Genomic DNA, 26,707 nt, shown 5'->3' on the forward strand with positions numbered 1-26,707 from the left:
AGGTACCTGCATCCGAACACGACGCGTGCCGGACGATCATCCGTATAGCTTCCCTCAGCGAACCACAACGTTTGCCCCTATGGGCACCCGGCTATACAAGTCGATCACATCTTGATTTAGCATCCGGATACAGCCGGACGATACGGCATGACCGATCGTTTTCGGCTCGTTGGTGCCGTGAATCCGGAAAAGCGTATCCTTGCTATCCTTGTAGAGATAGAGAGCGCGCGCACCAAGCGGATTGGCAGCACCGCCTTCCATTCCGCTTGCCCATTTCGCGTATCGATCAGGCTCACGATGAATCATGTTGGGCGTCGGCGTCCAGTGCGGCCAAGCCGCTTTGCGCCCGACGTTGGCCTTCCCGGTGAACTCGAGTCCCGCCTTGCCCACGCCGACCCCGTATCGCAGCGCCTCGCCATTTTCCATCACGAGATACAGGAAACGATTGCGTGGATCGACGACGATCGTTCCGGGCGATTCACTCCCTTTAAAATCGACGAGTTGGCGGACGTACTCAGGGCGCAAGTCGGCTGGATCAATTGCCGCCACATCGAATTTCTCGTTTGGAGAATTGCCGTAGCGAGCTTCGACATTGACCGGAACGAGCGCCGAGGGAGCAGCCGATGGCCCCGTTGCCGTCACGCAACCCGTCAACAAAGCCAGCAACGTCACCGCTAATGCAACGCGGCAGCACTTCACATCCATACCGGACATCCCCTAGCGCCCGGCCTGCCGTTCCCGCGCCTGCGACACAACCTCGCGGAATTTCGCCGCATCAAGGGCTGCCGCCACCTTGAACTGCCCGATCAAGTAGACCGGTGTCCCCATCAACCCCATCGATTCCGCCTGGGCGTGCGTGCGGTGAAGCAACCCGCTGATTGCCTCCGCGTTCGCGTGGATATCGGCCTCCAGCCGTTCCATATCGACCCCAGCGGCCTGGACTGCTTTGGTCATTCCCGCCTTGTCGACTTTCGATCCTGGAATCCTCATCAGCGCGTCGTGAGCCGCCTGATACCTCCCCTGGTACTTCGCACCCAAGGCAATTTGGGCTCCGTAGACCGACGCCTCGGTCAGGATCGGCCAGTCCTTGTACACCAGGCGTATTTTTCCGTCCTCTTTCACAACCTTCTCAAGATCTGGCTCCGCCTTTTTGCAGAACGGACAATTGTAATCAAAGAACGCCACGATCGTGAGATCGCCTTTCGAGTTTCCGGACTCTGGCGCCTCCGGATCGTGCAGAATTCCATTGACGTCGATTTCCTGGGCCGCCCACGTTTGCTGCGTCACAACGACGTTTGCGAGGATAGGCAGCAATCCAACGGCGCCAATGACAAGCGCGTCTCTGCGGGAAATGGGCATGATTTGTCTCCGGAAGCTGTGTGGTTAGAATTTCAACGGATCGCGAGATCGATCTTTCGACCGAATTCCGCGACGGAGGTTTCTCCGACCGAACGCGCCGATTTGATTTCTTCGCTATTGCGAGGGCTCACGAACACCAAGGTCGGCGGTCCCACGACGCCATAGCGGCGCATCAGCTCGACCGTATCCGTGTTGATCGCGGTAACATCCGCACGGATGATCGTGACGCCATGGAGCTTTCGCTGAATATCCGGATCGGCAAGGACATTCCTTTCGAAGGTCTTGCATGCCGTGCACCATTCTGCGGCGAAATCGATCATCGCGACGCGGCCCTGATCGCGCGCGTCGCGTATTGCCTCGTCCAGTGCCGCTGGCGAGTTGATTGTCGTCACGGGCATGACGCGCTGATTGTTCGATCCACCGTTTGCAAACGCGAGGGGACGCAAAGGATCGTCCGCACCGGCGGCGGCGCCAACCAAAAGGGTCGCGCCATAGACGACAGCCAGAATGCCGCTTGCCTTTCTCAGGCGAACAACCGCACCTGCGCGTTGCCGTAACGAATCGAACGCCCCGAGGAAAACCCCGGCACCAATTAGAAGCGCCGCCCAGATCGCCAGAGACAAGGCCGGCGGCACGATGCGACCGATGAGAAAAGCTGCTACGCCAAGGAAAAGGACTCCGAACAATTGACGGCTTGCCAACAGCCAGGCGCCCGAACGTGGCAGGATGCCGGAGCCGAAGGTTCCCACGACGATGAGCGGGAGACCCATGCCCAATCCCAGCGCAAAGAGCGCGGCGGCGCCTCGCGCAACGTCCCCGGTCTGACCCACATAAAGAAGAGCCGCCGCAAGAGGTGGGGTCACGCATGGACCAACGATGAGCGCGGATGTAAATCCAAGGATCGCCGCTCCAACAAACGACCCGAGCGCAGTGCGCGGAGCATTTGACACACGATTCGGCGTTAGTACCGGGATACGCAATTCGAAGAGTCCAAAGCTCGACAAAGCGAGCGCCACATAGATCGCCGCCATGGATACAAGTGCGTACGGCGTCTGCAGGACGATCTGGAGGTTTTGCCCGGACCAGGCCGCTACGACGCCAAGCCCTGCGTAGGCCAATGCCATGGCCACGGCGTAGGTCGTCGATAAAGCGAAGCCACGAATCGCGGAAAGAGGTTCACGGGACCGCGACAGCATGCCGGCGAGGATCGGCACCATCGGCAATACGCACGGCGTAAAAGCAAGCAGCAACCCGAAGCCAAGAAAGCTGATGATCAGCATCCTCCAACCTGCTGGCTGGTCGAAAAAATCCGAAAGGCCTGGCGATTGCGGTGTTACAGGCCCGTTCGAGGGAGGAGGCTCCCACGCTGTTATGACGGACCCGGACTCCGTCGGTCTGGCGGCACTGCTTCCCGCCTTCACCTGCAACGTCGCAAGATCGACGATCCTGGTCATGGGAGGAAAACAGATGCCGCGCTCCGAACATCCCTGAAACGTGACACGAACCTCGTCGACTCTTTTCAATGCGCTTCCTTCGACCGCGGCCTGAAGCGTCCGGTGGTACACTTCGACTGAACCGAAATTGACGTCGTCCTTGACCTTTCCCCTTGGGGTCGAGACCGGAATATCCACGTTCGACGCGACGACCTTGATTTTGTCACGGTAGAGGTAATTACCATCGCCGATGTTCCACGTGAGAAGCAGGCTTCCATCGTCCCCGCGCCCAGCCTTCAACGTGAACGGCGGTCGGCCCGTCTCCGAGGCGACGGCGGGGTTGATCACCCCGAGCGAGATCGAGGACAAGACAGCGAACAGCGCGGCAGGTAACAATCGAGAGAGCATGATCCGGCGAATCTTCCAACAAACCCGCCTCCCAACCGTCTCTCCCACCTTAAGGCAGCCTTAAGCCAAGGCGTCGACCTTGCCTCCGGAGACCATTTCGATGCGAATTCTCGTTGTCGAGGACGATCCGATCATTGCTGACGCCGTACGCGTCGGTCTCGCGCTCGGCGGCGCGAGCGTGGACTGCGTAGGGACCTGCGCGGACGCTCTTGCCGCGGTAAGCACAACGCGCTTCGCCGCAATCGTCCTCGACATCATGTTACCCGACGGCAGTGGTATCGACGTGCTTTCCGAAATGCGAGCACGCAAGGAGACGATTCCGGTATTGCTCCTGACCGCTCGCGACGAAATCTCCGACCGCGTATCCGGCCTTGACGCTGGGGCCGATGATTACCTCGTCAAACCGTTCGATCTGGATGAACTCGCCGCGCGTCTTCGGGCCATCACTCGCCGCAGCGAGGGACGTGCTGATGCTTTTCTCGTTCATGGCGCCATCCGCGTCGATCCGACTGAAGCCTCCGTTACGGTCGATGGAAGGCTTGTCCAACTGTCGCGGCGCGAATTTGCGGTGCTCGCGGCACTGATGGAACGTCCCAGAGTGGTCAGGTCAAGGAGCGACCTCGAGGAGAGGCTGTACGGCTGGGATGACGATGTCGAGAGCAATGCCGTGGAAGTGCACATCCATCACCTGCGCAACAAGATCGGCCGCGAGGCCATCGAAACCGTCCGCGGTCTCGGTTATCGGATGAGGGCCGTCTGATGACGTCACTTCGTCTCCGCCTGTTCATCATTCTGATCAGTGCGACCGGCCTGATTTGGCTTGCGGCCGTTTCATGGATCTACATCAGCAGTCAGCGTGAATTAGAACATGTTCTCGATACGCGATTGCAGGAAGCAGCCCGAATGGTGGCATCACTGGCGGAAGGTCTTGACCGTTCGCCTGTGGATGACACGAATCCGAAAACATTCAATCCGATTCCTTTGTCAGGTTACGAACGGCAACTCTCCTGTCAGATCTGGTCGCTCGATGGACAATTGATCGCCAAGTCCAGCGGTGCTCCGGAGGGCGTCCTGACTGATCGCAAATCAGGATTTTCCGATCACGAAATCAATGGTGAGGCATGGCGCGTCTATGCCGTCGAGGACGCAAGCAAGGGGGTTCGCGTTCTTGTGGGAGACCGGCTCGGATTTCGAGAACGCCTGGTTGGCGATCTGGTTAAAGGTCTGCTTTGGCCCGCCCTGCTCATTATCCCCCTGCTCGGCATCCTTATCTGGCTCAGCCTGAATCGTGGGTTTCGCCCGTTGACGTGGATCACGCACGATCTCGCTCATCGGAAGGTGGACGATATGAGCCCCGTCAATGTGACATCAACGCCTTCCGAGGTTCGGCCCCTTACCGACGCACTCAACCAATTGTTTGCAAAAATGGACCTGGCCCGGCGTCACGAACGCGATCTGACAGCATTTGCGGCACACGAACTACGCACGCCTCTGGCAGGCCTCAAAGCTCAAGCCCAGGTTGCGATCGCGGCCGACGATCCACTGGTCATGAAGCGTGCCCTTCGGCAGATTCTCGTTTCAGTCGATCGGACGTCACGGTTGGTTCGTCAATTGCTCGCAATCGCGCGACTTGACGCCGGTGTTGAAGATCAAGGTTCCGAGACCATAGCGATCGGTGGCTTGATTGACGAAATCGCAGCGGCCACGGCAAGGCCTGACGCCGTCACGGTGTCGGTTGATGAACGGCTGGCCACGCTGACGTGGGTGGTCAATCGCGAATGCCTGGAATTGGCTATTCGCAATCTGCATGAGAATGCGATCCAACATATGCCTTCCGGCAACGTGCGCTGGAGGCTGGGCTCGTCACCGAACGACATCGTCGTCGAGGATGAGGGCCCCGGCATTCCCGAGAATGAATTGTCCCAAGTTGGCACCCGCTTCTTTCGTGGCCAATTCAAGAGTGCCGTGGGCAGTGGCCTGGGTCTGACGATCTCCCAGCTTGCGCTCGAGCGCATCGGCGCACGACTCCTTTTGAAGAATCGAACCGACACCAAAGGCCTTCGGGCCGAAGTTCTGCGTCAAGCCTAATGCTGCTTCTTGGCTCCGACGCATCCGGCTGGCAGCACCAGCACCTGGTTATTTCAATGTAAAGTACGCGCGCATTGACAGACAGATTCTGAGCCATATCAGCTCAAGGGAAAGCAACATCGTGCTCGAACCGCAAATCAAGTCCAAAGGCTTCTTCGCGCGGAACAATCAGAGCGTTCTTCGCAATCTGAAAATGGACTCCTGTGTCGTTCAGCAATTGAGCTTGCAAATTGACGTCCGGCAAGGTGATCGTGATGGAGTTCAGCCGCAACTCTGGCTCTCGGGTGGCATCAGCGAGGATTTTCAGTCGTCCACTGCATAACTTAATCGATAAGTTCGCATCTGGATCGCGCGCCGCTTTCGATCCGCAGAAGGCGGCGAGGAATTTTTGATACATCTCGGGATACCCAGCGGTCATGCCGACGGCAGCAATGTTTAGCGCTCCATTATGATGGGATTGGAATTCCGGATTCCAGAAATGTTCCGGGAGGTGCTGTTGACAAACAAAGAAGCCGCATTCCGGAGCATTATCGCTGCTGGCAAAGGCAAGCGTGAACGCAACATGGGTTTCACTTCCATCAGGACGCCGGGCTTTTCGTTCGAAGAAGAACGGTTCGAATCGTCCGATTCCTTCGTGGGCAAACAGCGCCGCGTCGGCTTTCGCATTCTGGCTATCCAGCGCCAGCATCGCCAAACCCTCGCGGCGACGAAGATAGTCGCGGACGAATGCACCGAAGCTGAACCGCCTAGCCTTATGATTGGGAAGGAACCGACAGCTATCAATTCGATGAACGCGTTATTGAACTGGATCAGCCGGTTTTCGGTACCCCAGGGATGGTGGTTGCGTCCACCGACCTGAAAGCCAAGTCTTTGATAGAAGGCTCCTGCGGCATCAAGGTCGTGGACGGCCACCACCACATGGTCGATCCGGCGAGACATGCATATCACCGCGTCGGCAGATGGCTTATCCATGCTGGTCATTGACCTGCAGCTTCGAGAGAATTTCTGCGGCGGCTCGCTTCGCCGCCTCCACGGCACCGGCCAAATAGCCAGGCTCGGACGGACTGGTCTCACTGCCAGCCAAAGCAAGCCGTTCTTGCCATGGCCGGGACACCCAAACGGCGCCACCGGGCACGAGATGACCGCCCGAACCACGATCCGCCGCCGTCGCGGTCAGAGGATCGGAAGCCCAATCCTTGAGCAGCGTCGCGCGGGGCACAGATGCCTCCGATCCAAAAATGCGAGCCAACTGGGCGAGACAAGCCCGCGTCAGTTCCTCTTCGCCAAGGGCCGCACGCTGTTCGGCTCCAACCCCGAGGAACCCAAAAAGCGCGGCGCTGCCGGACGCGGTGGTCGCATCGTGCATTTCGACCATCGGTCCCACCATGCTCTGCGCCGTGCCTGACAGGTCTGAATCGCGCCAGAACGGACGGTCGTAAAGTGCAAAGAACTTGGCGTGGGGCGCCATCCATGTGGCTGTTTCGCGCCAGAGCTGCGCTGTCGCCGCTTCTTGGCCCGGTGTGAATACCACAGTTGCCTCAAGCAGCCGGGGCGGCAACGCGGCGATCGCTCTTTGGGCTACATACTTTCTGGTTGCTCCATTAGCACGCGAGATCGTCAGTTCGACACCGCCGCTGACCAGGGTCATCGCCGTCACGCGCATGCCGAGCAAAAGCTTCTCGGATGGCAACTCAAGCGCGAGCGCACGCACCAAGGCTGCCGTGCCGCCGACCAAACGTATAGACTGCTGATCTGCGCCAGTTCCCCGATAGCGCTGAGGGGTTTCGCGGGACATCCGCTCAAAAACCACGTCTCCGTCGCTGTTCTGGTTAAAGGTCGGAAGCCCAAGCTCTTCGACCAGCGCTCCCATCGCAGGCTGCATTTGTGGCCAGTACCAGGATGGACCGAGGTCGAATCCATCTTCGCTGGATCGGCCCGACGCATTGACCGAGAGGATTCGGCCACCAAGTCGGTCGCGGGCTTCCAACAAAATAAAATTGACACCTGCCTTATGTAACAGACGCGCAGCATAGAGACCGGCCAGGCCGCCACCCACAATAGCAACTTCACTTCTAGTCACATCAAGAACCTTAAGAATAGGCAACCCCAGCCAATTGATTGAAGCCTGAACATCAAATCTCGAATAGCGGCTCTTTAATTTGGGCTATCCTCAGCCGCTGCGCCTCTCCACCGCAAAGCTCCGCAACGCCACAACTCTTCTCATCAGCAAGAGGGCAGTTTTCGGAAGCTTCGGGGGCCTGCGCTGCCCTGTCTCTGGCAGTGTGGCCGAGTCTAGCGAGCGGCACTCAGCCCCCGAGGCGGCTGGCATTCAAGTCGGATGCGATCAATCCAACTTGAAGCCGATCTGGCGAACAAATTGCCCAAAGTCGGCGCGTTCCGCGCGCGCATATTGCCGCGCCTTGTCTTCGGACCAGCCATAACTTTTTGCCATTCCGAACTCCTTCCAAGAGCGTTGTGTCGAATAGGGTTGCGCCATCTCACGCCGCAAGTCATATGCGCTGATAGCTTCATCCAGCCCGGTTTCAGAATACGCATTGCGGTGCACTGTCACTGAAAGTGGAAGCCGCATGCTCCGTTTCGGTTCCTCGGCTGGGTACCCTACCGCAAGACCGGCCACTGGAAACACGTGGTCGGGTAGCCTCAATAGCCGGGACACCGCAATCGGTTCGTTTCGAATGGCGCTGATCGGACAGACTCCCAAACCATCAGCCTCGGCTGCGATGACGAATGCAGACAGTGCGATGCCTGCATCTACAGCGGCATTGAAGAAAGCGTCCAGATGGTCGTTTGCGAACGGCCTGTCGCGCAGCGCATGGATACGACGTTGTCGCCGATTGTTGCCACAGAAGATGAGTAGGTTCGGTACGTCCACGAGCCACCTCTGACCGAGAGGTCCCTCAGCGAGGGGCCCTAAAATCTGGGCTCTCAACGAGGGTTCATCAACAATAACGATGTCACGTTGTTGGAGGTCGCTCTTGGTGGGTGCACACAACGCCAATGCGCAAAGCCGCCTCAAGGTTCGATCCGGAACTGCGTCCGGCCGAAACTTTCGGACGGAACCGCGTCTCGCCAACTGTTGATGAACGGATTGGACACACTCCCCGCTCTCTGGACTATCGGTATCGGAACCGAAGCGCTCGTGGAGTAGGCTGGTTACTGAGGGCATTCTGAAACTCCGATGTTGTCGCCACAACGAGAACTACAGGCAATCACGCTAAAGAAAAGCGCCACGGAGCGCGGTCAGGAAGTACGCGGCTAGTTTGACGTTCCGCAGCGAATGCCTCGAACCGCTGAGCTTGAAGTCATTCCAGGAGTAGCCAGCAAGCGACGCCCGGTATCCTTCTTTTATTCTTTCGAGTGTTGCTTTGGTTTCTCCACATCAGCTCGCCGCATCTGCGTGGATGGGACGAGGAAACGCCAACACCAATGCCCCGACAGCAAAGATGAGAGGCAGGAACGAGATCCACAAGATTGTGTTCCAGCCGTACTCCGAGAGAAGTCCTCCCGATACAAACGAGCCGAACGCCATCGCGCCGAACACGATAAAATCGTTCAGCGACTGGACGCGTGCCTTCTCTTCCGGTCGGTGGCATTCAAGCACCATTGCAGAAGCGCCCACGAAACCGAAATTCCAACCGGCACCCAGAAGGACCAGAGTTGCCCAGAAGTGCGCGACTTCGATGCCGAGGAGACCTATCGCCGCCGACGCGGCAATGAGCACCATGCCCGTGGCCACCACCTTCGGCGCGCCGAACCGGATGATCAGCCTACCCGTCCAGAAGCTCGGGGCATACATGGCTATCACGTGCCATTGCATCCCAAGATTGGCGGATTCCTGCGAGAGATTGCAGAACTTCATCGCAAGCGGCGCAGCCGTCATAAGAAAGTTCATCAGTAGATAGGACACGACACCGCAGACGACCGCGCCGATAAAGCGCTGCTGCCGCGCAATAACCGAGAGAGGACGACTTCCCTCGGTATCCGCCGCGGTCGGCATCGGCAGTCGAACACCGATGAGCACCAGTAACGAAAGTGCGGCGAACGCTGCCTGTGCCAGGTAGGTGACGACGAACAGATAGGGTTGCCACTGGTCCATCGTGTACGTGACGACCTGTGGTCCGATCACGCCCGCAAAGACTCCGCCCGCCATCACCGCCGACAACGCGCGCGGCCGTCGTTCCGGCGCGGCGCTATCGGTGGCCGCGAAACGAAAGGACAACACAACAGCAGCGTAAATGCCTCCGAGAAAGGCTGACGCACAGAACAACCAGAAAGAGGCATACAGGATCGCCAGGGAACCGACCAATCCGGCGAGGACCCCGCATCCCGTCCCGATCATGAAAGTCGTGCGCCGGCCAAAACATTGGGTGATCACTCCGGCAGGCAATGTGGAAGCGGCCATTCCGACCACAAAAATCGAGATCGGAAGCGTTGCCAGCGCTTTGGCGGGTGCCAGCATATCCCCCACTACCGCACCGGTGGCGTATATGACGGCGGAATTCGCACCGCCCAGTGCCTGCGCGATCGCGAGTCTCACGACATTGCTGCGCTCGAAACGAAGCACCGGTGTCATCGATCCCTTCTCGATGACTTGGGAAATTGTCATTTAAGCCTCGATTTGACAGCGTAAACACGTATCGTGTTGTGAAGGGCTGAGGGCGGCGATGATCTAGCGCCTTGCGGAACTCGCCGGTTCGCATCAAAGCGACTAGCAACATGCCCTCGAGGATCTGCCTCTGCGCGCACCGCTACGGCCGATGTGTGCCACATCTTCCGCTGTGGGCTCGATCCGCCCGTGATCAGCGCCGTTTTTCCGTACAGCATAATTGCAAGCCTTTTTCTCTTTCTTGGCCCGAGTTAGTGGCCCGACACGAGCAACTTCACCAGGCAAACGGACGACACCGTAAAGAAAGAAAAACTTTCTCGTCTGGCTCGCGCCAGCTATATTGGCGACATGAGATTTCTGACCCGGTTGAAATCCCTTCAAGCTTTGGAGGCGTCCGCCCGGCACGGCAGCTTTGTCGGCGCCGCGTCCGAACTCGACGTCACACCCGCCGCTGTCGGTCAGCTCGTGCGCTCGCTGGAGGACTGGGTGGGCTATCCCCTGTTCCGGCGGACACGCTCCGGCGCTGAGCGCCTGACGCCGGTGGAAGAGGCGCAAGAGGCGTTGGAGGACATCGCGCAGGGCCTCGACCGACTGGAATCCGGATTGAAGAAACTGCAGGGACGCAAGGCGCGGTCGGTTGTGGTGGTCACAGCTTCTCAGGCGTTGGTGGCCAACTGGCTTTTGTGCCGGCTCGATGACTTCACGACCACCTATCCAGCGATCGATGTTCGACTCGACGTATCGGATCGCGTCATCGATCTTACGCAAGGCGAAGCCGACATCGGCATACGCTGTGGCCTAGGATCATGGAAAGGCTTGAAAGCCACCCGCCTCATGGACGAAGAAATCATCGCCGTCTGTCACCACCAGCTACTGCCGACCGACAGCGAGGTCACAGCAGGCTGGATCGCCGCGCAGACCCTGATCCATGACGCTACCCCGCATCCGGGTGGTGACTTCCCGACATGGCAGGAATGGCTGGCTCGCTTGGGCCTGAACCATGCGCCCACGGATCGCGGCCTCAAGATCAATTCCACGGCCGCTGTAATCCACGCTGTGGTTGCAGCGCAAGGTGTTGCACTCGTTCGCAAGCGCTACGTTACGCAGGAGATCGAAAGCGGACGTCTGATCCATCTGTTACCAGAACATCGTTGGCCGGTGAAATGGGCCTATTATGTTGTTGCCGCACCCAAATCGTTGCGGCGCTACGAGGTGAACGCCTTCCACGATTGGCTGCTAAGAATCAGTACAGACGATCCCGACCAAACCGGGTTGGCTGTTTCGGATAGATCAGACTTTTAGCCCCAAACTTCTAAATCCGGCGTTCCAACAGCATAGTGATGGCAAGTTTTGACATCACCATACGGGTCGGATTCCCAGATGCATAAAGGTCAAATCGACACCGCCGCGATCCCGACTTACACTGATCCCCCGGTCTACAAGATATCCAAAGGCACGCATTCGCGTCGCGCGTTCGTAAGCCTGATCTACGCGGATACAACGCTAAAGGAGGTGAAATTTGATCATCCGTGCAATTTCCACCGCTCAACATTCGCGCGGAAGCGAGAAGATGGAAAGCCCACCCCGATCGAGACGCAGTGCGGCAATGACCTGGGCGGCGGTGAGCGTTTCGACGTTCGATCGGTGCGCGCGATCGTCAGCGCGACCCAGTTCTCCGCCAGGGTCGCCGCGGTCACGCATACGCCTAGCAAAATCTTCTCCGGCGGCAAATCGCGTGCGAGCGCACGCACCAGCGTGGCGGTTCCGCCCACCAGGCGTGTCGACTGCTGTTCCTGCCCGACCCCTGATAGCACACGACCCTTCGCCGCGATGTGCGCTCGAATCCCACGTCGCCTTCGCTGTTCTGGCCGAACGCGGGAAGGCTTAGCTCCCTGACCAGCTCACCGATGGTGGGCTGCATATGCGGCGAATACCAGGACGGACCAAGATCAAAGCCATCGTCGCACTGTGCTCCGGCCTCGTCGGTTGTGAAGAGCGGCCGCCAAGGCGGCCGCAGGCCTCGATCAGGGCGAAATCGACGGCCGACGCCTGTAACAGACTGGCAACCTCGAGTCGGTTAAGGCCGCCGTGAGTCCGACCCGGCAGGCGTCGTCACTCCGGCCAGGCGCTCGCCAGCGCTACGGCGGTCGCATACATGCCGAGCCCGAAAATCGAATGGCCCACGACGCTCTTGAGCCGCGCCACATTGGGCTTGGGCGTCTTGGAGCCGGCGATGCCTGAACCCATGCCCGGCATCATTATGAAGTAGGGCGCGACGAGGAGCGCCCAGGCGAGGGTCATCGGCGGCAGGAGTGTCGGCCGAACGATCCACGGCCGCCCCCAGATAGCGAGCAGGAGCAGGCCGTAACCAATGCCGATAGCGTAGTGAGCGATCCAGCCGATCGTGGCCTCGCCCTTCACCGGCCGGGCCGCGGCCATGTTTTCCTGGACGAACTGGCCACGCGGCATGTTGCCGATCCAGCGGCCGACCATCGGCCAGTTGGTCGCGGGCATCTTGAGCACCCGCGCCATGATCAGCGCCCACAGGTCGAGGACAACAGTGCCGCCGGCTCCGATCAGCGCAGCTTTGATGAAGATATCCACTCCGATCATCCGTCCTCCCGGCTTGGGGTTCATTCTCGAGGCGCACACATCGTCGTGGAGCAGCGGCGCGGACTTGAACCAGACGCGCGCGTCCTCCGGCCCAACCTTCGCGGTCAGTGAGGGTGACGTGAATTTCCGTCTCGCAGCAAACGCGACGGGAGCGCCGCAATCACGACCGCGAGCAGAGCGATCAAGGATCCGGCGAGCATACCTGGCGTTAGCCCTCCGTGAAGCGGAAGGACCGCTTCGAAGGCTACTGCCGCGACGAGCTGACCCACCACGTTCGACATGCTCAGAAGCAGAACGCCCACCGTCCGCACAAGCGTCGCCGCGATCGCGATGAATACCGTTCCGACGAATCCTCCAATGTAGTACAGGGGCGAACTCGGCCACTCGGCGGGCCACCCGGATACGGCGACGGAGATGAACGCAGCCACCACGAGCACCGCGGTGCCGACGACGAAACTCACAAAGGTAGCGGCGATCACGCTTCGGGCCGAGGCTCGCAGAAGACCGTTCACCATCGACTGCCAGGCGAGGCCCGCACCGGCCAGAATGGGGAATGCCACAAGCCACATCGCACGCAGCGCCTGGACGTCAGCGCTTACTGAGACGACTACCGCAACGACCACAAGGGCTGTTCCCACTAGTCGGAGAGCTGTTGGGTTGATCCGTCCACCTAGCCCCAGTCCGAGACTATCGAGGATCAGGCCCGCAACGACCTGGCCCGCGATGATGCCGACCGTGAAGAGCGCCAATCCGGTGAGCGGCGCAATGAGCCCCTGCCCCAGCACGAAGAACGCTCCGGCCGCCCCACCGAAGAGCGCCCACACGGGAAGACGATGTACAGTCAGCTCTGTGCGCAGCGTCGCGAGGCCGCTCCGGCCCTGCCGAGACATCAGCATAGCGACGCACATCACGAGGAGGCCGGCACCGAAAGAGAGGGCAGCAGCCACGTATCCATTGCCGAGCTCCCTGCCCAACCCGCCGTTGACCCGCGACTGCAGCGCTATAAGCATACCTGCAAACCCGGAGCCGATGAGTGCGACCGACAGCGGAAACCTACTTCGATAAAGCAGGATCGACTGCACCACCGGGCGTTGCTTGCCATAGTCACCGACCCGCTCCGTCAACCCGTCGCGACGGGGATTCCAGTCCTGCATCATGAGCATAACTTTCCCATTGCTACAAAAGAGATGCCGGCCGCCCGAAGATGGGAGCGCACTGGGTGAAAGAGGCAAAAGTCAGCGCCTCTTCGCCAAGGAAGGGCGGCTATACATCCGGCGGTTATGCTTTCGTCAGCGCGGTGCGGCCGAAAGACCGAGCTGATGAAGCTCTCCGCATCGTTCATTTGTTGGCCTGCTCAGATCGAGAGGTGTCCTCGAAAGCGCACGCGCTCTCGTGGAGCAGCGGTGCGGACTTGAACCAGACGCGCGCGCCTTCAGGCCCGACCGTCGCGCGTAGCGACTCGCCGGCCGGCAGGCGTAACCAGCTCCAGCGATTCAGCGGCTCGGCTCCATCCATAAAGCCACCCACCAGAACCAACAGCTCAAGCCCTTCCGGGTTGGACAGCTCGATGTCCGCGCCGGGCTGCCATTCTTCCATCATCACGCGCTCGCCGGCCCCCTCGAACAAGATCATCGACGACGCCACGCCTGGACGCAGGCCGGCCACTGCGCCTTTGCCGGGAAGGCGGACGACCCGCTCGCGATCGTCGGCCCTGAACTGCCACAGCTTGACGAAGATGGTGCATCCGGTCTCGCTGCCGGGGGCATGTCCGGTCCCCGGCGGATTGCGGACATAGGTGCCGACCGGAAAGTCGCCGGTCTCGTCCTGCAACGTCCCCTCCAGCACGAGGAACTCTTCGCCGCCGGGATGGCCGTGGCGCGCGAAGTGGCTGCCCGGCGCATAGCGCACGATCGAGGTGGCACGCGCCACCTCATCACCAATGCGAAACAGCATCCGCCGCTTGACGCCCTTTGCCGGACTCGGCGCCCAAGCCAGCGCCGCGGCGTGAACAAGGGTACGCCCGGAAAGATCATCGTTGAGCAGCATGGCTCACAACTCCGCTCTGCCGCCGTCGACTACGATCTCGGCGCCCAGCATGTAGCTCGATGCGTCGCTCGCGAGGAACAGGACTGCCGCCGCGATCTCTTCCGGCCGACCCATGCGCCCGAGCGGCACCTGCTTGCCGACACGCTCGACGTAGCTGCGGAACTCCTCCTCGCTCTGATCCTTACCGCGATGAATCGGTGTTTCGATCGTGCCGGGGCTGACCGTATTGACGCGGATCTTTCGGTCGAGTAGCTCGGCCGACATGGTTCGGGCAAAAGACCGAACGGCCGCCTTGGACGCCGACAGGATCGTGCGACCCGGCGCGCCCATCTGGTTGAGCGATGAGCTGTTGAGAACGATGGAACCGCCTTCGCGCATAAGTGGCAGGATCGCCTGAACCGTAAAGAAGACACCTTTCACATTGACGTCCATCATCCTGGCGTAGCTGGCATCGTCGGTCGTCGCGATCGGTGTGCCGAACGCCACGCCGGCATTGGCGAACAGGATGTCGAGCGTTCCGAATTCGCTCTTCAGCACTTCCCGCATCCGCGTCAAATCATCGAGCGACGCGACATTACCTTGGATCGCCAGCACATCGCCGCCAAGCTCAGCCAAGGCGTGGTCGAGATTGTTCTGGGAACTGCCCAGGATGGCGATACGCGCGCCGTTGTCGCGCAGCATGCGCGCGCTGGCGAGACCGATCCCGCTCGAGCCGCCCGTGATCAGCGCCGATTTTCCATGAAGCATCATCGCAAGCCTTTTTCTCTTTTCTCTGCTGGATTAGTGGGCCGACACGAGCAGCTTCACCAGGCAAACGGACGACACCGTAAAGAAAGAAAAACTTTCTCGACTTTCCTTCCTGCATTTTGACGACGGTGATGCTGGAGGCCGTTCGTTCGGCTTCGACTGCACCTCGTCCCCGACCTTAACCTGCTTCAGCATCATCCTGAACGCGGGCTGGCTACGAGGCTCGGCACTGTTCGGGCTGTCCCTTGCATCTGACAGCCAGCGCGTCACGCGCCTGGCCGCAAGTCGAGAAAATGCTGGCGTCAATCCGGCTTACCGAGGGACCGGAAATAGTCCGCAACGCCGGACAAGATAACTGCAGATCGATTGCAGCCTATAAGCCGAGCTTTCCTGCCTCGTCGCGAATATCTTCCGGCACTTCTTGTCGCAAGCGTGGCCCCTTGGCGAGGCGCCGGCCGAGCGCTTCGAGGAATTTGTCATAGCGCTCGCCACCCTTTGCGCGGGCGGCGCCCTGGGCGGTTTCCGGCAAGGACGCGGTCGACGTCAGCCAGGAGCGAATGAAGATGGCGAGTGCCTCATTGGTGATGCCGATGTCGCGCTCAAGCCGTTGAATGATGCGATCGATCCGATCGAGACGCTTGACGATCGCGGCTTCCCGACGCTCTTCGGCGTCGGGCGACAGGAAGGAGACGATAGCCGCCTCAGCAATCATGGAGCGCGACTGCTCACGGCGATCGGCGTGGTCGTCGAGGCGCAGTGAGATGTCCGGATCGAGATAGACGGACAGCCGCCTCTTCTTGCCGGGCCGCCCGGCTTTGGGAGGCTGCGACACGACTTACAGCTCCATGCCGTCGCCGGGGTCCATCGCGATCCGCCGCGCCATCAGCCGCATGTCGCGGGTGAGCACGCGGTTCGCGACAACCTCACGCTCGGGCTCCTCGGCATCGGGATCAAACTCGTTGGCAGAAGGCCTCACCGTATCCGGCGCAATATCCTTATGCCGCTCAAGCCCAGGTTCGCGGCGAAGACCGGAATTGGCGGAATCGTCATCCGGCCTGGCCGCGCTATTCGTCACGGGCGCAGCTCGCGGCGCGACGGTGTTCTTGCTCGCCGGCGCCAGCGCCGCGACGGGCTTCAACGCTGACCAATCGTCGGGCTTCGGCACCATGCCGGCTTTCGGGTTCTGCGGGACAGCAAGCAGGCGTTGCTTGAACCGTGCGTCCTCGAAATAGCGCGCCTTCTTGGCGCGGACAGGCGGAATGCCGGCGACCATGACGATCTCGTCGTCGGGCGGAAGCTGCATCACCTCGCCTGCGGTGAGCAGCGGCCGCGCCGTCTCGGAGCGCGAGATCATCAGATGCCCGAGCCAGGGCGCGAGACGATGGCCGGCATAGTTCTGCATGGCGCGCATCTCAGTGGCGGTGCCAAGCGCATCACTTACTCTTTTCGCTGTCCTTTCGTCGTTGGTCGCGAAGCTGACCCTGACGTGGCAGTTATCGAGGATGGAATTGTTCTGCCCGTAGGCTTTCTCGATCTGGTTCAGCGACTGCGCAATCAAAAATGCCTTGATGCCGTAGCCCGCCATGAAGGCGAGCGCTGACTCAAAGAAGTCGAGCCTGCCGAGCGCCGGAAATTCATCGAGCATCAACAACAGACGGTGTTGCCGATCCTTCGCATGAAGATCCTCGGTCAACCGCCGGCCGATCTGGTTGAGCACGAGGCGCACCAGCGGCTTCGTCCTGCTGATGTCGGAGGGCGGCACGACGAGATAGAGCGTTGTGGGTTTCGCGCCCGCCACAATGTCGGCGATGCGCCAGTCGCAACGGGCCGTGACGGCTGCTACGACGGGATCGCGATAGAGACCGAGGAACGACATGGCGGTTGAAAGCACGCCAGAGCGCTCATTGTCCGACTTGTTGAGCAGTTCGCGTGCTGCGCTGGCGATGACGGGGTGCGGCCCCTTCTCGCCGAGATGCGGCGTGGTCATCATAGCGGACAGGGTCGATTCGATCGGCCGCCCTGGATCGGACAGAAAGGCCGCGACGCCGGCGAGCGTTTTGTCTGTCTCGGCATAGAGGACATGGAGGATCGCACCGACCAGCAGCGAATGGGACGTCTTCTCCCAATGATTGCGCTTCTCCAACGAGCCTTCCGGATCGACCAGCACCTCGGCGACGTTCTGAACGTCGCGGACTTCCCACTCGCCTTTGCGCACCTCGAGCAGCGGATTGTAGGCGGCCGAGTTCGCATTGGTCGGATCGAACAGCAGCACGCGACCGAAGCGCGCGCGAAAGCCCGCGGTCAGCTCCCAGTTCTCTCCCTTGATGTCATGAACAATCGACGCGCCGGGCCAGCTGAGTAGCGTCGGCACCACCAAGCCGACGCCTTTGCCGGAACGTGTCGGCGCGAAGCACAGCACATGCTCCGCGCCGTCGTGTCTCAGATAGTTGCGGCCGAGGCGGCCAAGAACAACTCCATCGTCACCGAGAAGGCCCGCGGATTTGATCTCATGCGGATCGGCCCAACGGGCTGAGCCGAAGGTGCGCACATCCTTGGCTTCGCGCGCCCGGTAGATCGACATGAGGATGGCGACGGCGATCGCGACGAGGCCGCCCGAAGCGGCAATCCCGGCGCCCTCCAGAAAGATGTGCGGCGCGTAGGCGTCGTAGAAGAACCACCACCAGAAGAAGGCGGGCGGCGGATAGACCGCCAATCCGGCCAGCGAAAACCAGGGCGAGCCGAGCTGCGCCTGAAAGCCGAGCCGCCACGCGATCCACTGCGTCGCGATCCAGACCGCGAGCAGCACGATCGCGAACACGACGACGATCTGTTTCCACATGACGCGGCTGGCGGACACAGCGAGCAAACCTCCCCGCGCGTTTCAATCCTCCGAAGAAGAGCCAGGAATGTGGAGGTTTCAACTGCGCAGGTGTCAGTCATCGTAGAGCAGCGTAGGCGATCGAAAAAATACTTGCGCGCTGCGGTATTTGAAATTGCTACGCAACAACTTCGGCCGCTTCGACCGATCGGACGTAAAACTCTCTTCTCCGTCGGGCTCGATCATTCCGAGCACTTGGCGCGAGCGCACGGAGCATCGCGGTCCGCCGTTGAGCAGCTTGAGCAAGCGACGGAGGTCGAGCGGTGCGATTTCTACTCCCGGAATCGGGTGCGCCGGGCCCTCGGCACCGGTTTCGTACCCCTCGTGTAGCTTGCGGTTTATCTGCACCGCCGCATCGCGTGCCTCGCCCTCGGTATCGAAGAACTCGTAATCGTCGTCACCGAACCAGATCGCGTAGAATGCCGTCGTGAGAGTTTCGGGCATTTCATATCCTCCATTAGTGCTCGGAGGATGATGGGCAAAGCGCGCCGACATGCACCCCGTCATATCTGACAGGTCATTTCGGCGGCGCGCAGCGTCCTAGGCCGGCGGCAGTTGCTCCAAGGGATTGAGGTGCGGCACGCCGAGCGGCGCGAAATGGCGCTCGTTGGCGGTCAGGACGGTGAAGCCGCGCGCGGTCGCCGTGGCGGCAATCGCGATGTCTTCGAAGCCGGGATCATGTGACCGCGCACGATCGAGGATGGCGCCGGCATGGCGAGCATCCTCAATGCCGAACGCCAAGATACGGCCGGCGTAGAAGTGCTCGACAGCCGCGAGCCACCTGCGGAGGCGCTCGGCCTTCGTCGTCGCGCCGATGCGAATGGCGCGGGCAATGCCGGCCTCGATCTCGGCGATGGTCACGGTCGAGATGTAGAGCTGATCGCCATGCTCGCGCACCCAGGCGGCGAAGGCGTCCGGTCCGACCTGCCGCTTGGCCGGGGCATCGGCCGAGACGATGTTGGTGTCGAGCAGATACAAGTCAGAGGCCGGTATCGCTCAACGCGCGCGCGGGCTTGCGGCGCCGCTCGGGAATGTCAGCAGGCTCGCCGGGGAACGCGAGCAGCAAGTCGGCGAAGCTCGGCACCTTGGAGACGCGCTCCCATTCCTCGAACGACACAAGCACCGCTTCCTTACGGCCGTGCCGGGTGATGACGGTCGGCTCACCTGCCACGGCGCGATCGACCACGGCCGACAGAGTCGCCTTGGCGTCCTTGAGCTGGATTTCCTTCATGGCGGCATTCCTAATATGACTACCGATAGTCATATATAACTCCTCTCAGCGGAGGGCAAGCCCGGCGACCCGTTGCGCACCGGGCGTCATAACCCCAGCCCCCGCTTGCGGCCGAACGACCAGTCGACGCCACCGTCGGCGCGTGCCACCCCCGAGATGTGCTGCCCGATGTGCTTGTCGATCGACGGGGTCCAGGGCACGAGCTTGAAGCCCAGGCCATCGTCGATCATGGCGAAGCGGCCGGACGCCAGCGCGAAGCGCCGGCTGTAAATGCCGATGACAAACTCCCCGGCGGCAGATTTCTGGAACGGCATGCCCGTCTCGGCCGCGAGCTTGTCGCCGAGGGCGTCCAGCTCGCGTTGCCGGAGTGTGCCGATGAGATTTCGGCTGAACACGAGGCGCTCGTTCTCACGCTGTGCAAGCCCTTCTTGAATCAGGTGCCCCGCGCGGGCCTCCATGGCCTGCTTCACCTCCAGGCCGAAGCCGCCGCCGAGATCGACGGGATCGCGGGCCACGAGCTGGCGATCGAGCCAGGTCGCACCATTCGCCGTGGTCTGGGCTTCAATCGACAGATCGGAGCGTATCGCCAACGCCACGCGCCGCTCGCCGCGTGCATCCTCGAAGGATCGCAATTCGACGATCGAGCCCGGCGCACTGTCGCTGGCCGAGTCGATGTCCGGCAGCTTGATGTGGTGCGTGCGGCCATCGATGCCGTCCACGACGGCATAAGCCGTTCCCCACAGTTCGTTGTCGAGGCCGCGTTCGACCAGCCGGCCGATGATCGGGGAGCCATGCGCCTCGCCTGCCAAGACATAGTCGGCCGTGCCACGTGCGATGCCTTGTTCGTTGAGCGCGCGGTGCATGCGCTTGATGATGTCGTTGCGCTGGCCAAGTTCGCGCAGGTTGGATTCCGCCTTTTTGGTGATGACCCACTGGCCAGGGCCGATAGTCTCGGCGAGGCCGAGGTGTTCCAGGTGGCGCAATCGTCCGACCTTCTGCGTCAGGTATTCGTCGGGCTGGCGGTCCGGTAACGGCGCCACGTCAATCACGCCATGTTCGTTGGCGTCGCGGATAAGCTGTCGGTCGAGCTGCGTCCAGCGCTCGACCTCGACCTGCCGCTCCAGCGCGCGGCTGATGTCGAGATCGGAGCGCGGACCGAGTTCCTGCGTAATGAGATCCTGCGCACGATCACGCATCCCGCTCTTGATGTAGTCGCGGTCGATCACGAGGTCGCGGCCATCATCGGCGCGACCGCGCACGATGACATGGACGTGGGGGTTGTCCGTGTTCCAGTGATCGACGGCGATCCACTCGAGTTTTGTGCCGAGGTCCTTTTCAGCTTGGGTCATCAGTTCGCGCGTGAACCGCTTCAGGTCTTCCATGTCGGTCGCGTCCTCGGGGGACACGATGAAGCGGAAGTGGTGACGGTCATCCTTGCAACGCTCGGAGAACTCCTTGGCGTCCGCGTCGTCGGTCCCGGAACCGAACATGCGCGCCTTCTCGCCATCGCGCGTGACGCCATCGCGGCGGAGGTAGTTGAGGTGACGGGAGAGCGGACCGCGCTGACCCTTGTTGCGGACCACGAGCGCCTTGACGGTGCAGAAGCGTGTGCGGCTGGTGATGAGGCGATTGGCGCGGATGCTGGCCACACGGCCGCGGGCGAAGTGAGGTCCACGGCTAGAGGTGATCTTGCCGGAGCGCGAGATGCAACCACCAGCCTTCTGTGCGGCGGCGAGCGCCTGAGCGACGAAGGGCAAGGCGCGCTGCGCCCTCGATGAGCGGATGCGACCTGGGCGGACGCGGAAATCATCATCGCGTTTCATGGCTGTGTTCGCGACGTGCGATATACGCTGAAATCATTCGCGAAATGGGAGACGGGCACATCGCAACGACGATCCGCGATGTGCAGGAAATCGGAAAAAGCGGAAACAAAACAACCGACCGTCCAAGCCGCGATGTGCGGCTTTTTATCTTGCCTTCGCTCGGTCGTTGCCAGGGAGCACTCACGGCTCCCTGCATATTCTACGATTGCGCACGCCGCGAAGCGTGGAAACACGATACTCATCGCTGTTCTCCATCTGCGTGTGGTCTTCGCACGAAGATGCCATCGGAGGGCGGCACAAGCGCTGACAGATCGACAATCGCAGGTGCGCTCGAAGGTCCGCCGGAAGGATAATCGACTGTCGCAGAAGCGTCGTTGTAATGGAATCCGGATCGTCCGGCAAAGAGCGGCGCACGCGACCATGACAGTCGCGATGATGCGCTTGCGAAACGCATGACAGGGACTTTGCCGTCGATCATGGGGGCGATCTTCGCGACGTAATCGACGGTCTCAGCCGGCAACGCGCGACCGTTCGCCAGATGCTTATCGTAGCGCGCTGGCCCAGCGTTATACGCGGCGAGCATCGCGGCGATCGAGCCGTAACGATCGTGCATTTCACGCAGGTAAGCCGCGCCGGCCAGAATGTTGGCGCGCGGCTGCCAGGGGTCGCTGCCGAGTCCGTAGCGCGCGCGCAGTTCGTTCCAAGTCTCCGGCATGATCTGCATCAGGCCGATCGCGCCCTTGGGCGAGACCGCGTTCCGGTCGCCAGTGCTCTCGACGGCCATCACCGCGCGTATCCATCGCTCGGGAATGGCGAAGCGCCCGGCCGCCTCGGTGACGTGCGCGGCCCACGGATCGGATGGTGGAGCGATCGCCTTACGAGGTGGAGGTGGATCGGCGTGAACGGGAGGCGTGAGGACGACGATCACGGCACATGCGGTCAGCATGACCATGATCGACGACAGGATGGTGCAAAGTCCGCCTTTCCGAGGCGCCATCAGCCTGCCATCGTGCTCGCTTCGGTCAAGGACAAGGCTGCGCCGGCCGCAATGCGGCCGCCCTTGACCTGTGCTGCGCGCGACGGCCGCCTGACAGGCGATCGGGTCGGAGGGATGATCCGCGATCCGATCGATCAGAGGGATGACGGCAGACAAGAATCGGAGTGGCGCGCGCATCGTCTCAACCGTGCCTGTCCGGTTTTCCCGCACGGCTCGTCTTGCCGTTGGCGAGATCGACGATGAACCCATTGGCCAGACGCACACCGATCACCACGTCGTCCAATCGGTAGTAGTTGTTGTTGCCTCTGAGGCCATAGCCGGCGTCCTCGACGACACGCACGTCGAACCATTGATGAGGTGCGGTCTGGCCCCAGTATTTGCTCCGTCGCTTGATGCGCGCTATGAGCTGCTGATCATTCATGTCAGTCTCCGTTTGGGTGAAAATCGGACAGGAATGGCCTCAACTCTTGTCGTCGCGCTTCGATGGCCGGCTCCACATCATGTTCCAGACCTTGGCATCGGCCTCGGACTGAAAGAGCGCGGCACGTAGCGGCTGCGTGAACGTCGGATCGTCGATGGTGATCGAGAGATAGTCGCCGGCCCTTTCGCCGCTGCGGCTCCAGGCGGCGCCAACCTCGATGTCTTCGGCCGTGAAGATGCGGTGGTCCGGCGCGTTCTCAGCGTCGGATTTCTCGGCCGGACGGATGGTCAGCTCGACGTCGAGCGCGAGGGTGCGGATGCGACCGCTGAAGCCGGTCTTGGTCTTCGTGAAAGTGCCAATCTGCGTCATACTGATAATCCTTTCTTGGCTTGAGAAGCGAGCCGTCACGGCTCGTCGGACACCGGCTCGCGGAGGGATTCCGTGGCCGGATCGGTGCCGTCGGCGGTCCAGACGGGAATGGCGCGACCGACGATGGTGCTGACGGGAAGCGGCCCGAAGTAGCGGCTGTCGAAGCTGTCGGGGCTGTCCCAATTCATGAAGAAAGCTTCGCCATCATGGAGCGTGCGGCAGCCCTGCCAGTCGGGTAGCGGTCGGCCGCGCGTATCGCGCGCGAGCGCCTGTCCGTAGATTCCGTCATAGGCAATGATGACGCTGCCGCGCCGGCAGACGGTCGTGCCGCCGAGCGCCAGTACGCGCTTGATGAGTGGCAAGCCGCGCGGCAGATAGCGGCGCTCGTCGAGGAAGGACGCCAGCTCGGCGGGCGGCATGACGACGGCGAGATCGGTGACGTCGACATGATTGCCGGGCACTATGCGGTAGAGCCCAATCGGCACGCTGGCGGATGCGTTCCAGATGAAGCGGATGTCGGGCCGGCCCCAGGCTGAGGCGACGATCAACGCCGTACCGGCGAGCATCGACAGGAGCGTTGTGCGGCGCGCAATCATCGCAGCACCTCGCGGCGGCGCAGCCAAGCGCGATGCTGCTCGGTCGAATAGACGCGGAACGGCTCGTTGACACTGATGCGATGGTTGAGATGCCGCCAGTGCTCGGGCGCGACGTCGGCGGCGTCGATGCCGAGGGATTCGATCGCATCGACCGCGGCAAGCACACGCTCGACTTTCGGCCAGCCGCTGATCCGCAACAAAATCTCGCCGCCGGGGCGCACGAAGGGCAGTGTCTGATACGGCTCGCCAACTCCAACAGATCGAACGATGTCGATCCGGGAAATGATCGTGCCGTATTCGTTGGCGGCCCAGCGGACGAAGGCAAAGACGCTGCAAGGTGCGAAGCTGACGATGCGCCGATGGCGGTCGAGACGGTGTTCGTCGACGATCCGGCCAAAGCGAATGCGGTGCTCGATGCGCTTCTCGCGCCAGGTCAATTCGACCAGCGTGTGGTCGGCCGGTTGACCGATCGCGCGTAGCCCCGCCGTCATGGCTGCGCTCCTTCGGCGAATGGCAGCACCGATGCGATGCGCACCCGCGCAAGCTCGGCCATGCCGGCGTCGATCCCGCAGCCGAGATAGCGGCGACCGGAGAGCCGGCAGGCCTCGCCGGCGGTACCCGATCCGGCGAACCAGTCGCCGACCAGGCCACTTTGCGGGCAACTCGTGCGGATCAGAATCTCGATCAGGCTGGAGGGCTTCTCGGTCGGAGGGATCGCCATGCCGTGGCAATTACTCGCGTAGATCTCCGACGTCTTCCGACCGCCCGACGCTCGGCGCGCGCTGATGCGGTGCGGTCGTCCACAATGCCGCGACTTGCCGGGTCGCGTTAGCAAGAGTCCGAAGGACTCTGAGTTAGGAGAGTTAGAGGGGGACGAATCCGCTTTATCGCGCCAGATGGTTACGGGGCGCGCGCGTTCCCAATAGTACGGGACTCGCGTTCCCGAAAGTACGGGTGTCAGCGTTCCCAATAGTACGGGTCCATCAACACCTTTTGCAGCGGGGCAAGACATGCTCATCGCACGCCCCCCCGCCGCCGACGCGGCGTGACCACGCAATCGGAATCCGTCGGTCGGAAAATCAGGCGCTGCCGTTCATCGGGATCGTCGATCAATGCCAGGTGGTAGCCGGGCAAAGGCTGGCGCTGGACGATGGCGCGCAGCTCGAAGCGGAAGCGGCGCAGCGGCGACAGGCTGCCGGACTTCAGGTGGAGGTGCGGGAGGTCAAAGCTCCAGCCATGCGTCTGTCGGCCGCCATGCTTGCGCACGAGGCGATACAGCCATCGCTCGAGCCCGCCGGTCAGATGGAAATAGGCGCGATCGATGGTGAGGATCAGCGCATCGTCGAGCACACCGGCATAGAACCAGTCCGGCAGGATCAGTTCGATGCCGAGCGGCCGGCCAGTCGCGTCAAGACGCTCTTTCCACTCGTTGATCCAGGAGAAGCGATGCCGCCGCCGCTCGGACGGCTGGCGGATCGAGGTGACGACGGTGGTGGACTGCAATCGGTCGAGTGCGGCCTTCAGCCGGTCGTAGCTCAGTCCGGAATCGCTGCGGCCGACAAAAGTGAGGATCTCATAGGGGGTGGCGGCCATCAGGCGCGACGTCGGCAAGCCGCGGTCGCGCGCATCGACGATCTGGCTGGCGGCCCAGATCAGGATATCGGCGTCCCAGATCGTGGCCATGCCGTGCTCGGCGGTCGCCTCGACGCGGATCGACACCTCGCCCAAGCGGAAGTCGATCGGCGTCACGCGACGGATTTTGGCAAGCGAGAAGAACGGCCAAGACATGAGGTCCTGTGCGTCGCGTGCGGCGATGTCGCCGGCGCGCGCCCGGAACAGTTCGAGCTGTTGATCGTCGTATGGGCGGCGCGCCGACATGGCGACGATCAGCGCGAGGTGCCGGCCGCACGGGCGGCCGCGGATTCAGCCGTGGACTGCCGCACGCAGGCGTCGATCCATGCCTCGAGATCGGCGATGGTGTAGACGACGCGACCGCCGAGCTTGTGATAGACCGGCCCCGTGCCGTCGCAGCGATGTTTCTCAAGCGTGCGCGGGGACAGACCGAGAAGGCGCGCGGCCTCTGGCGTTCGCACGAAACGCGGCCAAGTCTTCTCGGTCTTCTCCGGCATTGCGGGCCTCCATCGCAGCCGCCGTCAGAGCGGCGAGTCGGGTGCGACGATGGCGAAAAATCCGCGGTCCGGCGGAGTGACAAAAATCGGGGGCCTCTAAGGAAATGTCCCCCTCCCGTCAGCGGCCGGGTTGCGCGAGCCAGCGCAGATAGCCGCCGTCAATCATATCGCGGCAGGCTTTCAGGATGCGCGCGAGCTGACGCCGTTCGGGCGCGTTCTTCCAGTCGATGGCGCGCAGAGCCTCGACGTTCCTGTTGAGCAGGATGCCGGCGACGATGCGACGCGACGCACCGGATTCGACGCCGTCCCAGGCGCGCAGCATCAGTGCTGCGCGATGGAGCTGGAAGGCGGATAGTCGCTGTTCACGCGGCCAACGGCCCGCGCGCTTTCCCTCCAGCCGTCGCACCAAGCGCCCGGCATTGCGATGGCGCCACCAGAAATACCGATCGACCGGAAGCAGGATCGCCGCGTGGACCGGCTCCGCGCCGGTGTCGAACCAGAGCTGGTGATCGCCCTCGCCATCTGTGGCGATGGCGTGCAAACCATTGCCGGTCAATTCACCGAGGATGGGCAGAGACCGCGGATCAGGCAGCGAGGAAGCCGCGAAGCCATCCGGGGCAGCAGTGACAATCAGCGTGGCAGGGAAGCATTGCGCCCGCCACACAGGATGGGCCTTCACTGCCGATGCAGAAGGGTCGGCTGGGAAACGCCAACCCCCAACGGCGCGAGAGTCGGGCAATAGCTTCCGTCCTCGTCGTGCCGCCGGCGGCGATCTCCATCAGCGCTGTTGCGTAGTCCTGCCGGTATTGCCTGTTGCGGCGGAGAAACTCGAAACTCACGCCACCACGATCAAGGCGGCCTAACTCATCCTCGAATTGCGATGATCGCCAGTCTTGAAGGGGCTCCATGTTGTTTCCTTCCGGCCCGGTCTTTGGGGATGAT

At 61.7% G+C, this 26,707-nt stretch carries 30 protein-coding genes and 2 pseudogenes; 3 read left to right on the top strand and 29 right to left on the bottom strand.

Going from position 1 to position 26,707, the window contains the following annotated elements:
- Window positions 1–54: 54 nt before the first annotated feature.
- From BGO16_RS05735 to dsbD, 3 genes are read right to left on the bottom strand one after another with little or no spacing between them, the layout of a single operon-like run.
- Entirely contained in the window at window positions 55–705 is a 651-nt protein-coding gene (locus BGO16_RS05735) for a L,D-transpeptidase (protein WP_292617622.1), read from the bottom strand.
- Window positions 706–717: 12 nt separating this feature from the next.
- Entirely contained in the window at window positions 718–1,353 is a 636-nt protein-coding gene (locus tag BGO16_RS05740) for a DsbA family protein (protein WP_292617698.1), read from the bottom strand.
- 38 nt (window positions 1,354–1,391) lie between these two features.
- The gene (gene dsbD, locus BGO16_RS05745; protein WP_292617623.1) at window positions 1,392–3,200 is read right to left on the bottom strand and encodes a protein-disulfide reductase DsbD; all 1,809 of its coding nucleotides are present in this window, start codon (window positions 3,198–3,200) and stop codon (window positions 1,392–1,394) included.
- A 100-nt stretch (window positions 3,201–3,300) separates the two neighbouring features.
- Here dsbD and BGO16_RS05750 point away from each other — a divergent pair, with 100 nt between their 5' ends.
- Complete coding sequence (locus BGO16_RS05750; protein ID WP_292617624.1) at window positions 3,301–3,960, top strand: response regulator; 660 nt, start codon at window positions 3,301–3,303, stop codon at window positions 3,958–3,960.
- Window positions 3,960–5,288, top strand: a complete 1,329-nt coding sequence (locus BGO16_RS05755; protein ID WP_292617625.1) for a sensor histidine kinase N-terminal domain-containing protein — start codon at window positions 3,960–3,962, stop codon at window positions 5,286–5,288. Before BGO16_RS05750 ends, BGO16_RS05755 begins: the two co-directional genes overlap by 1 nt.
- A 103-nt stretch (window positions 5,289–5,391) precedes the next feature.
- Here BGO16_RS05755 and BGO16_RS05760 read toward each other — a convergent pair whose 3' ends face one another.
- The 5 genes and pseudogenes from BGO16_RS05760 to BGO16_RS05775 form a co-directional block, all read right to left on the bottom strand.
- Entirely contained in the window at window positions 5,392–5,976 is a 585-nt protein-coding gene (locus BGO16_RS05760; RefSeq protein WP_292617626.1) for a VOC family protein, read from the bottom strand.
- Between the two features lie 143 nt (window positions 5,977–6,119).
- Window positions 6,120–6,269: pseudogene (locus tag BGO16_RS18105) on the bottom strand (VOC family protein); the annotation flags it as partial.
- Window positions 6,253–7,368, bottom strand: a complete 1,116-nt coding sequence (locus BGO16_RS05765; RefSeq protein WP_292617627.1) for an FAD-dependent oxidoreductase — start codon at window positions 7,366–7,368, stop codon at window positions 6,253–6,255. The gene BGO16_RS05765 and the pseudogene BGO16_RS18105, both read right to left, overlap by 17 nt.
- A gap of 264 nt (window positions 7,369–7,632) precedes the next feature.
- Window positions 7,633–8,475, bottom strand: coding sequence for a nitroreductase family protein (locus BGO16_RS05770; RefSeq protein ID WP_292617628.1), 843 nt, complete (start codon window positions 8,473–8,475; stop codon window positions 7,633–7,635).
- Window positions 8,476–8,688: 213 nt separating this feature from the next.
- Window positions 8,689–9,882: an MFS transporter gene (locus tag BGO16_RS05775; RefSeq protein ID WP_292617699.1), complete on the bottom strand. Its 1,194-nt coding sequence runs from the start codon at window positions 9,880–9,882 to the stop codon at window positions 8,689–8,691.
- 381 nt (window positions 9,883–10,263) lie between these two features.
- Here BGO16_RS05775 and BGO16_RS05780 point away from each other — a divergent pair, with 381 nt between their 5' ends.
- Complete coding sequence (locus tag BGO16_RS05780; RefSeq protein WP_292617629.1) at window positions 10,264–11,217, top strand: LysR substrate-binding domain-containing protein; 954 nt, start codon at window positions 10,264–10,266, stop codon at window positions 11,215–11,217.
- A gap of 810 nt (window positions 11,218–12,027) precedes the next feature.
- On the opposite strand, the gene BGO16_RS05785 is transcribed toward BGO16_RS05780, so the two are convergent.
- The 21 genes and pseudogenes from BGO16_RS05785 to BGO16_RS18110 form a co-directional block, all read right to left on the bottom strand.
- Window positions 12,028–12,528 (bottom strand): DUF2938 domain-containing protein, encoded by a 501-nt coding sequence (locus tag BGO16_RS05785; protein ID WP_292617630.1) that lies wholly within the window; start codon window positions 12,526–12,528, stop codon window positions 12,028–12,030.
- 104 nt (window positions 12,529–12,632) lie between these two features.
- On the bottom strand, window positions 12,633–13,685 hold the full coding sequence (locus tag BGO16_RS05790) for a DMT family transporter (protein WP_292617631.1): 1,053 nt from the start codon (window positions 13,683–13,685) through the stop codon (window positions 12,633–12,635).
- A gap of 181 nt (window positions 13,686–13,866) precedes the next feature.
- A complete protein-coding gene (locus tag BGO16_RS05795) occupies window positions 13,867–14,574 on the bottom strand; it encodes a cupin domain-containing protein (RefSeq protein ID WP_292617632.1) in 708 nt (235 codons plus the stop codon).
- Window positions 14,575–14,577: 3 nt separating this feature from the next.
- Window positions 14,578–15,321 (bottom strand): SDR family oxidoreductase, encoded by a 744-nt coding sequence (locus tag BGO16_RS05800; RefSeq protein ID WP_292617700.1) that lies wholly within the window; start codon window positions 15,319–15,321, stop codon window positions 14,578–14,580.
- A 373-nt stretch (window positions 15,322–15,694) separates the two neighbouring features.
- Window positions 15,695–16,153, bottom strand: a complete 459-nt coding sequence (locus tag BGO16_RS05805) for a CopG family transcriptional regulator (protein WP_292617633.1) — start codon at window positions 16,151–16,153, stop codon at window positions 15,695–15,697.
- A gap of 3 nt (window positions 16,154–16,156) precedes the next feature.
- Entirely contained in the window at window positions 16,157–18,178 is a 2,022-nt protein-coding gene (locus BGO16_RS05810) for a conjugal transfer protein TraG (protein ID WP_292617634.1), read from the bottom strand.
- 75 nt (window positions 18,179–18,253) lie between these two features.
- Window positions 18,254–18,694: a hypothetical protein gene (locus BGO16_RS05815; RefSeq protein WP_292617635.1), complete on the bottom strand. Its 441-nt coding sequence runs from the start codon at window positions 18,692–18,694 to the stop codon at window positions 18,254–18,256.
- Between the two features lie 45 nt (window positions 18,695–18,739).
- Window positions 18,740–19,177: a PIN domain-containing protein gene (locus BGO16_RS05820; RefSeq protein ID WP_292617636.1), complete on the bottom strand. Its 438-nt coding sequence runs from the start codon at window positions 19,175–19,177 to the stop codon at window positions 18,740–18,742.
- 1 nt (window position 19,178) lies between these two features.
- Complete coding sequence (locus BGO16_RS05825; RefSeq protein WP_292617701.1) at window positions 19,179–19,430, bottom strand: type II toxin-antitoxin system Phd/YefM family antitoxin; 252 nt, start codon at window positions 19,428–19,430, stop codon at window positions 19,179–19,181.
- A gap of 86 nt (window positions 19,431–19,516) precedes the next feature.
- Window positions 19,517–21,253, bottom strand: a complete 1,737-nt coding sequence (locus BGO16_RS05830) for a VirD2 family relaxase/mobilization nuclease (RefSeq protein WP_292617637.1) — start codon at window positions 21,251–21,253, stop codon at window positions 19,517–19,519.
- Complete coding sequence (locus BGO16_RS05835) at window positions 21,250–21,495, bottom strand: hypothetical protein (protein ID WP_292617638.1); 246 nt, start codon at window positions 21,493–21,495, stop codon at window positions 21,250–21,252. The genes BGO16_RS05830 and BGO16_RS05835 overlap by 4 nt, the downstream gene beginning before the upstream one ends.
- The gene (locus BGO16_RS05840; RefSeq protein WP_292617639.1) at window positions 21,492–22,250 is read right to left on the bottom strand and encodes a lytic transglycosylase domain-containing protein; all 759 of its coding nucleotides are present in this window, start codon (window positions 22,248–22,250) and stop codon (window positions 21,492–21,494) included. Before BGO16_RS05840 ends, BGO16_RS05835 begins: the two co-directional genes overlap by 4 nt.
- 181 nt (window positions 22,251–22,431) lie before the next feature.
- The gene (locus BGO16_RS05845; protein ID WP_292617640.1) at window positions 22,432–22,671 is read right to left on the bottom strand and encodes a hypothetical protein; all 240 of its coding nucleotides are present in this window, start codon (window positions 22,669–22,671) and stop codon (window positions 22,432–22,434) included.
- 39 nt (window positions 22,672–22,710) lie between these two features.
- Complete coding sequence (locus BGO16_RS05850) at window positions 22,711–23,040, bottom strand: DUF736 domain-containing protein (protein ID WP_292617641.1); 330 nt, start codon at window positions 23,038–23,040, stop codon at window positions 22,711–22,713.
- 35 nt (window positions 23,041–23,075) lie between these two features.
- Window positions 23,076–23,636, bottom strand: a complete 561-nt coding sequence (locus BGO16_RS05855) for a S26 family signal peptidase (RefSeq protein WP_292617642.1) — start codon at window positions 23,634–23,636, stop codon at window positions 23,076–23,078.
- Window positions 23,633–24,127, bottom strand: coding sequence for a DUF2840 domain-containing protein (locus tag BGO16_RS05860; RefSeq protein ID WP_292617643.1), 495 nt, complete (start codon window positions 24,125–24,127; stop codon window positions 23,633–23,635). The genes BGO16_RS05855 and BGO16_RS05860 overlap by 4 nt, the downstream gene beginning before the upstream one ends.
- Window positions 24,124–24,387 (bottom strand): annotated as a pseudogene (locus BGO16_RS05865) (DNA methyltransferase); the annotation flags it as partial. The pseudogene BGO16_RS05865 and the gene BGO16_RS05860, both read right to left, overlap by 4 nt.
- Window positions 24,388–24,650: 263 nt before the next feature.
- The gene (locus BGO16_RS05870) at window positions 24,651–25,514 is read right to left on the bottom strand and encodes a replication initiator protein A (protein ID WP_292617644.1); all 864 of its coding nucleotides are present in this window, start codon (window positions 25,512–25,514) and stop codon (window positions 24,651–24,653) included.
- Between the two features lie 8 nt (window positions 25,515–25,522).
- Entirely contained in the window at window positions 25,523–25,765 is a 243-nt protein-coding gene (locus BGO16_RS05875) for a helix-turn-helix domain-containing protein (RefSeq protein ID WP_292617645.1), read from the bottom strand.
- Between the two features lie 118 nt (window positions 25,766–25,883).
- Window positions 25,884–26,444 (bottom strand): DUF2285 domain-containing protein, encoded by a 561-nt coding sequence (locus BGO16_RS05880; protein ID WP_292617646.1) that lies wholly within the window; start codon window positions 26,442–26,444, stop codon window positions 25,884–25,886.
- Entirely contained in the window at window positions 26,350–26,673 is a 324-nt protein-coding gene (locus tag BGO16_RS18110) for a DUF6499 domain-containing protein (RefSeq protein WP_363091534.1), read from the bottom strand. The genes BGO16_RS05880 and BGO16_RS18110 overlap by 95 nt, the downstream gene beginning before the upstream one ends.
- Between the last annotated feature and the right edge of the window lie 34 nt (window positions 26,674–26,707).

Source organism: Nitrobacter sp. 62-23, from assembly GCF_001897285.1.
GTDB lineage: Bacteria > Pseudomonadota > Alphaproteobacteria > Rhizobiales > Xanthobacteraceae > Nitrobacter.

Excerpts from the sequence above, each read along its gene's own strand:
- BGO16_RS05735 (WP_292617622.1), bottom strand. The coding sequence starts at position 705 with ATGGATGTGAAGTGCTGCCGCGTTGCATTAGCGGTGACGTTGCTGGCT.
- dsbD (WP_292617623.1), bottom strand. The coding sequence starts at position 3,200 with ATGCTCTCTCGATTGTTACCTGCCGCGCTGTTCGCTGTCTTGTCCTCG.
- BGO16_RS05750 (WP_292617624.1), top strand. The coding sequence starts at position 3,301 with ATGCGAATTCTCGTTGTCGAGGACGATCCGATCATTGCTGACGCCGTA.
- BGO16_RS05755 (WP_292617625.1), top strand. The coding sequence starts at position 3,960 with ATGACGTCACTTCGTCTCCGCCTGTTCATCATTCTGATCAGTGCGACC.
- BGO16_RS05760 (WP_292617626.1), bottom strand. The coding sequence starts at position 5,976 with ATGCTGGCGCTGGATAGCCAGAATGCGAAAGCCGACGCGGCGCTGTTT.
- BGO16_RS05770 (WP_292617628.1), bottom strand. The coding sequence starts at position 8,475 with ATGCCCTCAGTAACCAGCCTACTCCACGAGCGCTTCGGTTCCGATACC.
- BGO16_RS05775 (WP_292617699.1), bottom strand. The coding sequence starts at position 9,882 with ATGACACCGGTGCTTCGTTTCGAGCGCAGCAATGTCGTGAGACTCGCG.
- BGO16_RS05780 (WP_292617629.1), top strand. The coding sequence starts at position 10,264 with ATGAGATTTCTGACCCGGTTGAAATCCCTTCAAGCTTTGGAGGCGTCC.
- BGO16_RS05785 (WP_292617630.1), bottom strand. The coding sequence starts at position 12,528 with ATGATCGGAGTGGATATCTTCATCAAAGCTGCGCTGATCGGAGCCGGC.
- BGO16_RS05790 (WP_292617631.1), bottom strand. The coding sequence starts at position 13,685 with ATGATGCAGGACTGGAATCCCCGTCGCGACGGGTTGACGGAGCGGGTC.
- BGO16_RS05795 (WP_292617632.1), bottom strand. The coding sequence starts at position 14,574 with ATGCTGCTCAACGATGATCTTTCCGGGCGTACCCTTGTTCACGCCGCG.
- BGO16_RS05800 (WP_292617700.1), bottom strand. The coding sequence starts at position 15,321 with ATGCTTCATGGAAAATCGGCGCTGATCACGGGCGGCTCGAGCGGGATC.
- BGO16_RS05815 (WP_292617635.1), bottom strand. The coding sequence starts at position 18,694 with ATGTCGGCGCGCTTTGCCCATCATCCTCCGAGCACTAATGGAGGATAT.
- BGO16_RS05825 (WP_292617701.1), bottom strand. The coding sequence starts at position 19,430 with ATGAAGGAAATCCAGCTCAAGGACGCCAAGGCGACTCTGTCGGCCGTG.
- BGO16_RS05830 (WP_292617637.1), bottom strand. The coding sequence starts at position 21,253 with ATGAAACGCGATGATGATTTCCGCGTCCGCCCAGGTCGCATCCGCTCA.
- BGO16_RS05835 (WP_292617638.1), bottom strand. The coding sequence starts at position 21,495 with ATGAGTATCGTGTTTCCACGCTTCGCGGCGTGCGCAATCGTAGAATAT.
- BGO16_RS05840 (WP_292617639.1), bottom strand. The coding sequence starts at position 22,250 with ATGGCGCCTCGGAAAGGCGGACTTTGCACCATCCTGTCGTCGATCATG.
- BGO16_RS05845 (WP_292617640.1), bottom strand. The coding sequence starts at position 22,671 with ATGAATGATCAGCAGCTCATAGCGCGCATCAAGCGACGGAGCAAATAC.
- BGO16_RS05850 (WP_292617641.1), bottom strand. The coding sequence starts at position 23,040 with ATGACGCAGATTGGCACTTTCACGAAGACCAAGACCGGCTTCAGCGGT.
- BGO16_RS05855 (WP_292617642.1), bottom strand. The coding sequence starts at position 23,636 with ATGATTGCGCGCCGCACAACGCTCCTGTCGATGCTCGCCGGTACGGCG.
- BGO16_RS05860 (WP_292617643.1), bottom strand. The coding sequence starts at position 24,127 with ATGACGGCGGGGCTACGCGCGATCGGTCAACCGGCCGACCACACGCTG.
- BGO16_RS05870 (WP_292617644.1), bottom strand. The coding sequence starts at position 25,514 with ATGTCGGCGCGCCGCCCATACGACGATCAACAGCTCGAACTGTTCCGG.
- BGO16_RS05875 (WP_292617645.1), bottom strand. The coding sequence starts at position 25,765 with ATGCCGGAGAAGACCGAGAAGACTTGGCCGCGTTTCGTGCGAACGCCA.
- BGO16_RS18110 (WP_363091534.1), bottom strand. The coding sequence starts at position 26,673 with ATGGAGCCCCTTCAAGACTGGCGATCATCGCAATTCGAGGATGAGTTA.